The sequence below is a fragment of the Listeria monocytogenes genome (genome assembly GCF_900187225.1).
GTDB lineage: Bacteria > Bacillota > Bacilli > Lactobacillales > Listeriaceae > Listeria > Listeria monocytogenes.
The window spans coordinates 2454185-2467966 of record NZ_LT906436.1; the positions used below are offsets into that span (position 1 = coordinate 2454185).

Here is a 13782-nt window from a genome sequence, read left to right on the forward strand (position 1 = left end):
GTTTGCTTGTTTTTTCGTTTATCATTCGATAAGTGAAACGTCAAAAAAAGAAGCACGCTAATTTATACCTCTTTTTTACATATGCCAAACATCATTAAGTTGATTAATTCATCGATTTGTTCTGTAGTCGTTTGCTTTTGCGCAAAGCTACCTTTCCCTGAAAAAAGAGGGCTAATAGTGGACAAACAGTATCTTGCAGCGGTCTCAGCACTGATACCATTACGCAATTCACCAGCATTTTCTAGACGCTCAAAAAATTGTTGAAATGGTTCTAAATAGGTTTTTTGCCATAATTTATAAAGTAAAAATTGATTCTCTGGTTTCATTTCATTAAGAATATCGTGAATCATTAATAGAATATTGGTGGGATGTTCCTCAATTAACATAATTAACATATCATGTAATTGTTCTTCTTTTGCTTTGTTCGTTTGCATAATTGGATGCATTTCCACCTGGATATTTTGCGTCAATTCACGAACCACTTCAATATATAGGGATTCTTTATCTTCAAAGTGATGATACAGTGCCGGTTGGGTAATGTTGGCAATTTTAGCTATTTCTCTTGTAGAAACTGCCCGGTAACCCTTTTCCATAAATAAATCACGTGCTGTATCCAAAATTTTTCTTCTAGTTATTCCTAATTCTTCTGCTCGAGTCCGCTTCTTTTCCATCATCACCCCACCTTTCTTATTTTGTTGCAGTTAGTAATGGAAGGTTTTTATTAATGAGCTTTTCTAGTGTTTCTTTATGCCATTTACGTCCTAGAACACGCTTACTAACAAGATATTTTCCTTCCTCCAGCTCTCCTTCTTCGGTCACTGCACGAATATATAAACGATAAACCAATTTCTTTTTCTCAAGTGCAATTTGCTGGACAGTCTTCCCATCCAAAAAGTGCATTTCCGCGTCACTTAATTTAAAAACAAACGTAAAAATACCCGCTTCCGTGAACGCGAGAACAAGCGAATGTCTCCCTCGCATATGGGGCCCTGCATATAAAAAATCAATCGTTTGAACGGTTAAATTATTGTCAGCACTATATGTTCTTACTTCTTCTTCTAATCGGTCTTTCAAACTAGCAGCCAAAATAAGCGCCTCCCTTGCTGATTTATATTTTACCAGAAAATGACGGATTGAAGTAGGGAAATTTTTTGTTGCTAAAAATATGATGAAATCACTTCCATTCACGAAAATGTTAAACCTGATATTCTTTTCTTCTTCCATTCATGGTAGTATCAATATTAGCGCTCACTACATCAGTATAAACGTTCTGACGATTATATAAATATTAAAAAGAAAGTTGGTACGAAGAATGGTAGAACAAAACTACATGGAAACACGAAACGGGAGAACATCATTTTTTGACGGAGGTTTGTTACAGTATATTGGTTGGACAATACTTGGCACTTTAGTAACACTTTGCACGTTTGGCATTTGTTATCCATGGGCTTTATGTATGGTCTATGGCTGGAAAATCAATCATACTGTTATTGAAGGAAGACGCTTGAAATTTCAAGGTTCCGCAGTAAGTCTTTTTGGTCATTGGGTCAAATGGCTTTTACTAACGATAATTACTATCGGAATTTATGGTTTCTGGGTTTTCATTAAACTAGAAGATTGGAAAGTAAAAAATACGATTTTTAATTAAAATGAAAAAACATCTTACACAATGGTTTTTGCCAGTTGTAAGATGTTTTTTCATTATGCCCTCGGAGGGAATCGAACCCCCATTTTAAGAACCGGAATCTTACGTGCTATCCGTTGCACCACGAGGGCTATATGTATGCCAGAAATGCTTACCGTACGAATAATAATTATAGCGAAATTCGTAGTGTTTTACAAGTTTTATTTTAAATGAAGAAGCCAGCGCCTCCGAAGATTTGCTGGCTCAAGTATTAATTTAATAATGTCCAAATGGATGAACTATCAGGCTTCTCACCTCGTACCCACCATTTCGCTTGGTATGTTTTTCCGTTATACGTAACTTTATCTCCGCCATTATAGGCTTTTTGAACATTCCAGGTTTGGATATCTGTACTTGCTGTTTGCCAAACATCACTTGTATCTGGAGTGTTACCTTTTGTCCACCATTTTGCTGTATAAGCTACTCCGTTATAGTAAACTTGGTCACCTGCATTGTAAATTTGGTCCGATTTCCAGGTGTTCAGTGGGTCTAGCGTTTTTGTTTTAATAGTGATTTCATTGCTTACTAATGAACGATTGCCAGATGTATCTACTGCATAAACTTTATAATTATAGCTTGTATTGCTGGCTAGTTTTGTATCTTCAAACATGGTTTTTGTGGATGTTGCTATTTTTGTATTATTACGATAAATTTCATAATTTTTCACTTCTACATTATCTGTTGAGGCTTGCCAACAAAGAGCAATAGTTGTATCCGTTTGACCATGTGACATTAAACTTTTCGGTGCTGTTGGTGCTTCATTATCCACTGCTGGCACTTCTTTTGTCGTCACATTAATGCTATTGCTTAATGTAGATTTGTTTCCGGCGAAATCTTTTGCCCGAACAGTGTAAGTGTATGCGGTATTTGATTCTACAGTTGTATCTTCATAAGAAGCTGTTTGACTTTCTCCAATTACTACTCCGTCACGTAAAATTTCATAACCTTTGATTCCTACATTATCAGTAGAAGCATTCCAGGCCAAACTTACAGTCTTAGTGGTAGTTGTCGCTGCTAAATTTGTCGGTTTCGTTGGCTCTTCTGTGTCAGCAACTGGTGTTATATCAGAATTAATAATATTTGCATCAATAACTTGATAGAACGCATTACCTGTATCCGCAATGTTCCAAACGCCAAGTATTAAATAGTATCCTGACCGATCATTTGGGATATTAATTTCTTGTTTTGCTAAAGCATTAGGTACACTTCCATCAGCTTCAATCGTTGCAAGTGGCTCTAACGATGATCTTGTTAGTGGTTTATTTGGGTCCCAACCTTTTTTAGTAATAAAATATTGCCAACTGCTTGTTTTGTGTGGCGCAGTCAACGTCCATTCTACAGTTAATGGGCCAGATTCTATATCTACTTTTGCCCAACGACTTGCAGATTGCTCGTCTAACAGCGAATATTTGCCTCCCCCTGCAATACTCCCGTCAGCAGGTCCACTTATTGGAAAACCTTTTGGAGCTTCCACGCTTTGTGGTTCATATTGCGCTGATCCGACCCCAACATTAATCCCTTTGTTTGCTAAATAAACACGGCTTGCCGGTTTTGATATGTATCCATGAGCTGAAGCAGTTGTTTGAAAAAGAACTACAGCTAACGTAAACACAGCAAAAAACATTCCAATCTTCGTCATTTTCTTCATGATGCACCTTCCTTTCAGTATAGTTCATTATACCTTTTTGTTAAATTTTATAGAAATAATTCGCTTCAGACTTTATCGTTTGACCTAGTTTGACCATTCGTGTATGATATAAACAAAGCTAATTTAAAATTTACATTTAACAGGAGGAATCTTGATATGAACTTAATTCCAACAGTAATTGAACAAACTAGCCGCGGTGAACGTGCATATGACATTTATTCCCGTTTATTAAAAGACAGAATTATTATGTTAGGATCTGCAATTGATGACAACGTGGCGAATTCCATCGTTTCTCAATTATTATTCTTAGATGCACAAGATCCTGAAAAAGATATTTTCCTGTACATCAATTCTCCAGGTGGAAGTATTTCAGCTGGTATGGCCATTTACGATACAATGAATTTCGTTAAAGCGGACGTACAAACAATCGGCATGGGTATGGCAGCTTCCATGGGCTCATTCTTACTAACAGCTGGTGCAAATGGCAAACGTTTTGCCTTGCCAAACGCTGAAATTATGATTCACCAACCACTTGGCGGTGCTCAAGGTCAAGCAACTGAAATCGAGATCGCTGCTCGCCACATTTTAAAAATCAAAGAACGTATGAATACGATTATGGCTGAGAAAACTGGTCAACCATATGAAGTCATTGCTCGCGATACAGATCGTGATAATTTCATGACTGCACAAGAAGCAAAAGATTACGGCTTAATTGATGATATTATCATTAATAAATCTGGCTTAAAAGGCTAATAAAAAAAGAGGTTTTGCACAAAATGCAAAACCTCTTTTTTTATACCTTATTTTATACGCAATGCTGAATGTTTTCTTCCATAGAATGTATACACTAGTATTCCTATCACAAACCAAATACCGAATGCAATCCATGTTGTTTTAGATAAGTTAATCATTAAATATACACAAAGTAAAAAGGAAAGTGCTGGTACTACTGGATAAAATGGCGTTTTAAATCCTTTTTGATTCAAGTCTGGATTTCTCCGTAAGAAGAAAATCCCAATAGAAACCATCGCAAAAGCAAACAAAGTACCAATGTTAATTAATTGTGCTAAATCTGCCATCGGTACAGTAGAAGCAATTAGTCCCATTACTGTCGCAAAAATCATCGTATTTCTAACAGGTGTGTCATTTTTGCTGATTTTTGAGAACGATTTTGGTAATAATCCGTCACGTCCCATTGCGAATAACAAGCGTGTACCACCATAAGACATAACAAGTACAACCGTTGTCATCCCAACAATCGCACCAACTGACAGTAACCCAGCAATCCAGTTTTGATTAATTGCTTGAAGCGCAAAGGCAACAGGTGCACTAACATCAACTAAATCTGTATATGGAACAACTCCTGTTAGAACTGCAGAAAGTAAAATATAAAGAAGTGTACAGACTGCCAGTGAAGAAATAATTCCTATTGGCATATTTTTTTGTGGATTTTTCACTTCTTCCGCGGCACTTGATACAGCATCAAAGCCGATATAAGCAAAGAAGACTGTGGAAGCTCCTGTAATGACCCCTTGTACACCAAACGGCAAGAACGGCGTCCAATTATCAGGTTTCACATAGAAAGCTCCTACTAAAATAAATAATACAACCACCGCAATTTTTACTAAAACCATAATATTATTCACCCGTGTGGATTCACGAATACCGAAACTAAGTAAAATACCAATTACCATAACCACTACAAATGCAAGTAAATCAAAATAAGTTCCTGCACTCGGGTCATATGCTGAAGAAATCGCCGTTGGAATATGTAAGTCAAATCCTGCTAGTAGACTCTTCATATAAGAAGACCAACCACTTGCGATTGCTGCAACAGCCAGACCGTATTCTAAAATCAGTGACCACCCTAAAATCCACGCAACGCCTTCCCCGAACACATGATAACTGTAAGTATATGCGCTACCTGCGACTGGTAATTTAGAAGCAAATTCCGAATAACATAATGCCGCCAAACAGCAAGCAATTCCCGCAATAATAAAAGAAATAATAATTCCTGGTCCCGCAATGACAGAAGCTACCTGTCCTGGAAGAATAAATATCCCTCCCCCAACAACCGCTCCGACTCCAAGCATCGTTAAATCAAACGCTCCTAACGATTTGTTCAAATGATGTTTATCAGTCGCTGGGTTATGAAAACTCTTTTTTCTGAAAAAAGAATTAACTTTCGTCATAAAAATTCCTCCTTTTTAAATTCCAATTTTCAGTTAATTTATATGTGTATTTTTAAACTAACTTGAAAACTATTATTCATAGTACCATAAATAGATTGAAAAATATACAACATTTGTAGATTTTCGTACAAAAAAATGTTCATATATGGTGTAAATATTTTTTCTTAGTTTTTTCGTGTTATTCTTTAGACCTCTAAAAAAGAAAGGACTGAATACATTGAGAAAAGTTTTAATGTTTTTAAGCACAGCTTTATTATTAGCCATTCTGTCACTATGCTTTACTGGTTTAGATCTGAAGGCAAAAGCTGCTTCTGATTTATATCCACTACCTGCTCCAATTATTGATGTTTTCCCAGATGATGGATTAGCCAAAGATATGGCTAAAAATTTAAACAAAGACTCTGTGAATGATGTTATTGATCAAGATGATTTGGATGCATTAACTGGTTTGGGATTTGAAACAAGTACGATTACGAATGATTCCATGCAATTACTAGAACGTGCCATGTTTAACAATGTCACAGATGTAAGTATTATGGAATTTGGGGCTAAACTAACGGAGTTCCCTGATATTACAACCATCCCACATTTAAAAACGTTATTTTTTGCTGATCCACCTGGAAGATTAACTAGAAACTTGTCCCTTCCAAACTACCAAAATTATCCTGAAATGGATACCATTACAATGAGCGGAAATAATTTAATCGGTTCTATTCCTGATTTCACTGGAATGCCTGCTTTAAAACAGCTGTATATGTCTGAAATGTTAATTACAAGCGATGAACTTCCTAATTTTAATAATATTCCTTTACTTATTACGTTGGATCTAAGTTCTAACCAATTGACAACTATTCCTGATTTTCAAAATATACCAAATCTCACATTTTTAGATTTAAATGCAAATTTATTAACCAATACACCTGATTTTCAAAATTTACCTAAATTAACTGATTTAAATTTAAGACATAACAATTTAACTGGTACGATGGTTAACTACACCAACTTACCTAGTTTAGAATCCTTAAACTTAGATTACAATTTTTTAACTGAACTACCGTCTAATGTATTAGATACCATCTATGTTCAAAGTCAAAACGGAGAGCTTCCTGATCAAACTATTAATCAGGGCGATACCTGTACTATTGATTTACCTATTTATTTCCAAATGGAAGAAACTAATATGTTAGTCAGCCCAGAAGTTACGGGAGAATATATCGGGATTAGTGTAATCCAGCTTCCGACGACGGTTAATGAGGAAGGCAACACCATAACAGTGGATACATCCGCTCTAAGTCCTGGTGAGTATAAATTAGATGTCTCGTATAATCACAATTATGCTACTGGAGGCGTATGCTCTTATGATTGGAATGTAACTATTAATTAATTTCTACTAAAAAAGCTGGAAGTTCAGAGTTTCTGAACTTCCAGCTTTTTACTTATTTCCACGCGCGTGAATATTGTTTTGGTGCTTCAATTGTTTCGCCTAATTGTTTGGCTGCGTCTTTAGCAAAATAAGGATTTCGTAATAATTCACGACCAACAATAATTAAATCAGCTCGTTCATTACACAAAATTTCTTCTGCTTGTTCGCCTCGTGTAATAAGCCCAAGCGCCCCGGTCGCAATACCCGCCCCGCGACGAATTTCATCCGCGAATGGCACTTGATAACCCGGGAAAACTGGTGGTGCTACATTAACTAAACCACCTGTACTAACATCAATTAATTCCACGCCATCTGCTTTCATCCATTTTGCAAAAGGAATATGATCTTCTAGTTGCAAACCACCATGTGCATAGTCAGTAGCGGAAACTCGAACGATAATCGGGCCATCCCATACTTCCTTCACTGCTTTAATAATATCACTTAAAATTTTATATCGATTACCAGCAGGTCCACCGTAATTATCTTCGCGACGATTCGTAATTGGTGATAAGAATTGGTGAATTAAATAACCATGAGCAGCGTGAATCTCAATCACATCAAATCCCGCTTCTTTTGCACGATAAGCTGCACGTTTAAAATCAGCCACAACCTCTTTAATCGCTTCTTTCGTAAGCTCTACTGGTTTGTCTGACTTTTCATCAAAAGCAATTGCAGAAGGAGCAACTATTTCACCTGGTAATACAGCTTTTCTTCCAGCGTGCGCTAATTGAATTCCTGCTTTTGCTCCGTGATAATGAAGTCCATCTACTAATTTTTTCAAAGCTGGAACTTGCTCGTCATTCCATAACCCTAAATCAAATTCAGAAATCCGGCCTACTTCTTGAACAGCCGTAGCTTCTAAAATGACAAGCCCTGTACCACCAGCAGCTCTCGAGACATAGTGTGCAAAATGAAAGTCTGTTGCAATCCCGTCTTTATTTTCTACTGAATACATACACATTGGCGACATAACAATTCTGTTTTTTAGCGTTACATCTTTTAATTTATATTCTGAAAATAATTTTGACATTCTAATTCGCATCCTTTTCTTTTTAATTAACTATTACTGATTTTCAGCCCTACTTGCGCTGGTGTTTCTCCGCTTCTAAGGCGCTCTGCAATCTGATCTAGTTTCCGGAGACGATGATTAATACCTGATTTACTTACTTGACCCGTTGTCAGCATTTCGCCTAGCTCTTTTAAGGTAACATCCTCATTAGCTATACGAAGCGCTGCAATCTCACGCAGTCGTTCTGGTAAAGCTTCTAGTCCAACGGTTGATTGGATATACTTGATATTATCGATTTGTCTGACAGCCGCATTAATCGTTTTGTTGAGATTCGCTGTTTCGCAGTTTACTAGCCTGTTCACCGAATTTCGCATATCTCGCATAATCCGAACATCCTCAAAATGAAGAAGCGCGCTAGTTGCTCCGATAATACTCAAGAATTCCGTGATTTTTTCCGCTTCTTTCAAATAGGTAATAAAACCATTTTTCCGTTCAAGCGTTCGCGCGTTAAGATCAAATTGGTTCATCAAAGCGCAAATTGCCTCGTTGTGCTCCTCATAAACAGAAAAAATTTCTAAATGATAGGAAGAAGTTTCCGGATTATTAACTGATCCACTTGCCAAAAAGGCTCCGCGCAAATAAGCACGTTTGGCGCTTCTCTTCTTAACAAATCCCCTATCAATCGATTTCGTAAACGTCATCGGTGGCTCTAGTATCCGCAAATCTTCCAAAATCCCCCGTGTACCAGACTTCAATCGAACTATATAAACATTATTTTTTTTCAGCTTCATTTTGCGACGTACAAGAAGTTCAATTGGCACTTCATATAAGTCTTTCAGTAATTGATACATTCGTCTAGCTATAGCGGCATTCTCTGTTTGGACATCCATGATGACTAATTGACTCGAAAACGAGATGGCGCCATTCATTCGAATAAAAGCTGCGAGTTCCACTTTTGCATCGCTATCACTTACGTCCATATGGGTTAATTCTTTCTTGGTTTCCGATGCAAATGACATGGCTTACTCACTCCTTTTCATTAGTTTGGTTAGGTAACATCGCTAAAAGCGCGTCCGCCACCTTTTCAGCGGCATGGCGCACAAGACCATCCTCTGTAGAAAGAAAATCTTGATAAATTGCTTCTACACCAAGTTCTTCCATTCCTTTAGCATTATGCTCTACTTGCGCAACGTCTTCTGGGAATAGAAGCTCTTTTGGAACAGTCGTCGTATTAATTAACGTTTTATCTATAAATGATTTCCCCACATGCTCATGGATAACTTTAATGTGATCCGCATCTGAGAAAAAGTCGGTTTCGCCAATTTGCGTTAAAATATTCGTAATATAAACTTTCGGAGCCTTACTTGCTGTGATTTCATCGGCCAACTCCGTAAGTAATAGATTTGGTAAGATACTTGTGTATAAACTTCCTGGACCAATAACAATCAAATCAGCCTCTTTCACTGCTTCGACTGCTGTCGGATAAGGTTTTACATTTTCTGGTTCGATATACACACGATTAATATGCTTTCCTTGTAACGGGATAAGCGATTCACCGTGCACAATAGAACCATCTTCCATTTCGGCATTTAAAATAAGTGGTTGATCCGTTGCTGGAATAACTTTGCCGCGGATTTTCAGCACCGTTGCTAGCACATTAATCGCATCAACATAACTATCATTCAATTGCGATAAAGCCGTTAAAATCAAATTCCCAATAACATGTCCCGATAAATCACCATCTACCGCAAAACGATACTGGAATAAATCAACAACACGTGGATCGACATTGGATAAAGCCAGCATAACATTGCGTATATCACCTGGTGGAAGCACATCCATTTGCTCGCGAATTTTACCAGAACTACCACCATCGTCCGCTACTGTCACGATGGCCGTTAGATGAATGTCCTTCTTTTTAAGCCCTTTTAAAATAACTGGAAGACCAGTCCCCCCACCGATTACTACTACTCTAGGTTTCGTTTCCTTTTTCATATTAACGACCCTTTCTACGTTTCATATCTCGGTGCGAAATCGTTGTCTCATATTTTTGTTGAATTGTCTTACCAACAAACTCTGTCAAGGCTACCGAACGATGCTGTCCTCCAGTACATCCAATGGCAATAACTAATTGTGTTTTTCCTTCTCGTTTGTAAAAAGGGAGTGTAAACATTAATAGATCTACTAACTTATCTAAAAAGGTCTGCGTTTCTGGCCATTTCATCACGTATTCATAAACATCTTCATCAAGCCCTGTCAGCGGACGCATTTTGTCAATGTAATGCGGATTCGGTAAAAAGCGTACATCAAACACTAAATCAGCATCAATCGGAATGCCGTATTTGAAACCGAACGACATCAATTGCACATTGAATATATCTTTATCTTCGGTTTGGAATTCATTGTTAATTCGTTCTCTGAGTTCGCGCGGTGCCATATTTGACGTATTAATAACTAACTGCGAACGCCCTTTTAAATCGCTAAGCAGTTCGCGCTCTGCATTAATCCCATCAAGCACAGACCCATTAGGCTCCAGTGGATGGTGGCGGCGCGTTTCTTTATAACGCGAAACAAGTACCTTATCATCAGCCTCTAAAAAGAGGATTTTCGTTGTTATAAAATTGGTATTATCTAGCTCATCTAGCGCTGGTTCAATGGAATCGAAAAACTCACGGCCGCGAAGGTCCATTACGAGCGCGATTTTATCCATTTTATCGCTTTCTTTCATTAACTCCCAGAATTTCGGAAGTAAACTTGGCGGTAAATTATCTACACAAAAATAACCGAGATCTTCTAAAGACTGCATTGCAACTGTTTTTCCTGCCCCAGACATCCCAGTAATGATTACTAATTTTAATTGTTTAGAAGCCATATCTGCCTCATCCTTTCGCACAAATAATATCTACCTTCCATTTTAGCACACTTCCCACTAGAAAATCCCGGAAAAGTCTCTAAAGCGAGTTTCCGGGATTTTTCTTTTTAAGCTTCGATATGTTGCATCAAATCAGCTTTCACTTTTTCTAATTTTGCCGTACTTTCTTCTTTATTTTCACCACGAATACTAAAGTAGAATTTGATTTTCGGTTCTGTACCCGATGGACGTAAACAGAACCATGAACCATCTTCAAAATAACATTTAATGACATCTGCTGTTGGTAAATGTATCGCTTCAGTTTTTCCAGTAGCAATCCAAGTTGTTTCGCTTCTTAAATAATCTTCCGCACGTTCCACGGGGAATCCACCCATACTTGTCGGTAGTTGTTCGCGGAAACTACTTGTAATTTCTTTGATGCGCCGAGAACCATCCTTACCGCTTAAAGTTAAGGAAACCAGATCTTCTTTGTAATAACCAAAATCAGCATAAATTTGCTCTAAATCTTCTAGTAAACTTCCACCTTCTACTTTGCTAACGAGCGCCACTTCAGCAATCGCAAGAACGGCTTGAATCGCATCTTTATCACGCGTAAACGGCTTAACCATATAACCATTGCTTTCTTCATAACCAAATTCAAACGTATGCTTGCCAGTTTCTTCAAAGTGCTTAATTTGTTCTGCAATAAATTTGAAACCAGTTAATACTTCAATCATTTCAGCGCCGTAATGTTTCGCGATTTCTGTTCCAAGATTACTTGTTACGATAGATTTTAATACCGCTGCATTAGCCGGCAACTCATTTTGCGCTTTCTTTTGTTTTAATAAATAATGTAAAATAATCGCACCAATTTGGTTTCCAGATAAAACTTCGTATTCCCCGTCCGCATTACGAACTGCCACGCCTAAACGGTCAGCATCCGGGTCGGTTCCTACTAAAATATCGCCGCCAAACTTTTTACCATATTCAATCGCCAGTAAAAATGCTTCGCGGTTTTCCGGGTTAGGCGATTTTACCGTTCCAAAATCAGGATCATTCACAAATTGCTCGTCAACCTTAACAATGTTCGTAAAGCCAACACTTTCAAGCGCAGGAACGCCAAGAATTCCGCCAGTACCATGAAGCGGCGTGAAAACAATTTTCAAATCCTCCCCGCGTTCTTGAACAAGCTCTTTATTGACAATAACCTCTTTTAATTTTTCCAAATATGGACGGTCTACTTTTTCACTGATTACCTCAAGTAAACCATTTTCAATTAATAGCTCTTGGTTCGCTACTTCTACAGAAAAAATATCCTCTACCGCGTTTATGTATTCAATTACAGCACTTGCACCTGTTGGAGGCATTTGTCCGCCATCTTCACCATAAATCTTGTAGCCATTGTATTCTGGCGGATTATGGCTAGCTGTGATAACAATTCCACCAAACGCATTTAAATGACGCACTGCAAAAGAAAGTTCCGGTGTTGGTCGAAGCGCATCAAAAACATAACTTTTCACACCATGATGCCCTAATACTGCCGCCGATTCAAAAGCAAATTCGCGTGACATATGACGAGGGTCATACGCAATTACTATTCCGCGCTTCTTAGCCTCTTCACCGTTCTCTGCCACAAATTGCGCCAAACCTAGAGAAGCCTTACGAATAGTATAGATATTCATACGGTTTGTTCCAGCACCTAGTACGCCACGCATCCCAGCAGTTCCAAATTCCATATTACGATAAAAACTATCTTCAAGTTCTTTTTCATTTGTTTCCATATTCGTTAATTGTTTTCTTAATGTGCTATCTAATTTGTCATTAGCAACCCATTTTTGATATTCTTCTTGCCAATTCATTCTCTACACTCCTTCATTTAGAACTCTTTAATTAAAATTTATCAGCTCTCCACTGTGAAACGAAAAGCTGTTCTAGATGTAAAAGGTTTTTCTGGTCGAAGTACAATATCACCAAATCCGTCATGGTTAATCGCATCCACCAAACCCTGTGTTTCCATTGTTATGCCAGCATATTTTGGCACAGCTCGCTCGTCAATCTCAAAAGAGCCATCCAAACTATTCGCCGTATAAATTAATACCGAGTCAGCTTTGGTTTCCATTTCCAAGCGCCGTCCTGACTTTGGATCAAACAAAACTGCATCTGGACGACCATTTTCATGTTTTAAAATGAACGTATGATCCAGCCCCGCACCAACTAATTTTACTTGCTGGTCCTGACTTTGTGTAATCTCCGCTACTTCACGACCTGCACGCAAATCAAAGATAGTATTTTCCGCTAACCGCTTTTCCCCAATTGGGAGGAACTCTTCATCAATTGGTAGGAAGCTATCACTATTGACCCAAAGCTGATGTTGTAAAACCGTTGAACCAGCTTCTCCGCTCAGATTAAAATAAATATGATTGCTCGGGTTATATATAGTCGGCTGATTGCTTCTCGCTTCATAATCAACCAGCCATTCATTTTTATTATTTAACGTATATGTCATTTTTGCATCAATTTTTCCTGGATAGCCATTTTCTCCATCCGCCCAGCAGTATTCAAAAGTCATCACAATTTGATCAAGACTTTTTTCTACTGAAACATCCCAAAGCTTCTTACTAAAATTGAATTTCCCACCGTGACGATGGTTAGAGCCTTCATTTTGAATCAGTTGAAATTGTTTGCCATCCAAACTAAATTGCCCATTTGTAATACGTCCAGCAACAGGGCCAAGTGTCGCGCCGAAGTAAGGAGAGTGTGCCAAATAATCATCTAAATTTGTAAAACCAAGACTAATATTCGCAAAATCACCAAATTTATCTTTTGTTTCAAGTGAAGTAACAATCGCTCCGTAATTTAAAACACTCATGCGCATATCATGATCATTTATCATCGTCCACTTCCAAACAGTTTCTCCTTCAAACTCCCCAAATCGCTCCTTCATTACTTCGATAAAAATCACATTCCTTCATAAG

13 protein-coding genes and 1 tRNA gene are annotated in these 13782 nt (G+C 37.8%); 3 read left to right on the forward strand and 11 right to left on the reverse strand.

All coding sequences use genetic code 11. The annotated features are described in order from the left end of the window. Nucleotides 1–62 precede the first annotated feature (62 nt). Nucleotides 63–671: a TetR/AcrR family transcriptional regulator gene (locus CKV70_RS12460; protein ID WP_003722596.1), complete on the reverse strand. Its 609-nt coding sequence runs from the start codon at nt 669–671 to the stop codon at nt 63–65. 16 nt (nt 672–687) lie between these two features. Further along, nucleotides 688–1086: a hypothetical protein gene (locus tag CKV70_RS12465; RefSeq protein ID WP_009911621.1), complete on the reverse strand. Its 399-nt coding sequence runs from the start codon at nt 1084–1086 to the stop codon at nt 688–690. 226 nt (nt 1087–1312) lie between these two features. Here CKV70_RS12465 and CKV70_RS12470 point away from each other — a divergent pair, with 226 nt between their 5' ends. Continuing rightward, nucleotides 1313–1648 carry a YjgN family protein gene (locus CKV70_RS12470; protein ID WP_012952013.1) on the forward strand — a complete coding sequence of 112 codons (336 nt, stop codon included), beginning with the start codon at nt 1313–1315 and terminating at the stop codon, nt 1646–1648. A 56-nt stretch (nt 1649–1704) separates the two neighbouring features. Here the strand turns inward: CKV70_RS12470 and CKV70_RS12475 are convergent. Further along, nucleotides 1705–1776 (reverse strand) — tRNA-Arg (locus CKV70_RS12475). A 119-nt stretch (nt 1777–1895) separates the two neighbouring features. Further along, entirely contained in the window at nt 1896–3332 is a 1437-nt protein-coding gene (locus tag CKV70_RS12480; protein WP_014601134.1) for a polysaccharide monooxygenase, read from the reverse strand. Between the two features lie 156 nt (nt 3333–3488). Here CKV70_RS12480 and clpP point away from each other — a divergent pair, with 156 nt between their 5' ends. Continuing rightward, nucleotides 3489–4085: an ATP-dependent Clp endopeptidase proteolytic subunit ClpP gene (gene clpP / locus CKV70_RS12485; protein WP_003722600.1), complete on the forward strand. Its 597-nt coding sequence runs from the start codon at nt 3489–3491 to the stop codon at nt 4083–4085. Between the two features lie 47 nt (nt 4086–4132). Here clpP and CKV70_RS12490 read toward each other — a convergent pair whose 3' ends face one another. Next, the gene (locus tag CKV70_RS12490) at nt 4133–5524 is read right to left on the reverse strand and encodes a branched-chain amino acid transporter BcaP (RefSeq protein WP_003732491.1); all 1392 of its coding nucleotides are present in this window, start codon (nt 5522–5524) and stop codon (nt 4133–4135) included. 217 nt (nt 5525–5741) lie between these two features. Between CKV70_RS12490 and inlP the strand changes: the two genes are divergently transcribed. After that, the gene (gene inlP, locus CKV70_RS12495; protein WP_014601135.1) at nt 5742–6908 is read left to right on the forward strand and encodes a class 3 internalin InlP; all 1167 of its coding nucleotides are present in this window, start codon (nt 5742–5744) and stop codon (nt 6906–6908) included. Nucleotides 6909–6960: 52 nt separating this feature from the next. Here the strand turns inward: inlP and namA are convergent, their stop codons facing one another. From namA to CKV70_RS12525, 6 genes are all read right to left on the reverse strand, one after another. After that, the gene (namA, locus tag CKV70_RS12500) at nt 6961–7977 is read right to left on the reverse strand and encodes an NADPH dehydrogenase NamA (RefSeq protein ID WP_009924964.1); all 1017 of its coding nucleotides are present in this window, start codon (nt 7975–7977) and stop codon (nt 6961–6963) included. A gap of 26 nt (nt 7978–8003) precedes the next feature. Continuing rightward, complete coding sequence (gene whiA, locus CKV70_RS12505) at nt 8004–8975, reverse strand: DNA-binding protein WhiA (protein ID WP_003722604.1); 972 nt, start codon at nt 8973–8975, stop codon at nt 8004–8006. 7 nt (nt 8976–8982) lie between these two features. Further along, the gene (locus tag CKV70_RS12510) at nt 8983–9951 is read right to left on the reverse strand and encodes a YvcK family protein (RefSeq protein ID WP_003722605.1); all 969 of its coding nucleotides are present in this window, start codon (nt 9949–9951) and stop codon (nt 8983–8985) included. Between the two features lies 1 nt (nt 9952). Beyond that, nucleotides 9953–10828 (reverse strand): RNase adapter RapZ, encoded by an 876-nt coding sequence (rapZ, locus tag CKV70_RS12515; protein ID WP_010990001.1) that lies wholly within the window; start codon nt 10826–10828, stop codon nt 9953–9955. Nucleotides 10829–10935: 107 nt separating this feature from the next. Then, complete coding sequence (locus tag CKV70_RS12520; RefSeq protein WP_014601136.1) at nt 10936–12666, reverse strand: phospho-sugar mutase; 1731 nt, start codon at nt 12664–12666, stop codon at nt 10936–10938. 41 nt (nt 12667–12707) lie between these two features. Then, nucleotides 12708–13769 carry an aldose epimerase family protein gene (locus tag CKV70_RS12525; RefSeq protein ID WP_003734087.1) on the reverse strand — a complete coding sequence of 354 codons (1062 nt, stop codon included), beginning with the start codon at nt 13767–13769 and terminating at the stop codon, nt 12708–12710. Between the last annotated feature and the right edge of the window lie 13 nt (nt 13770–13782).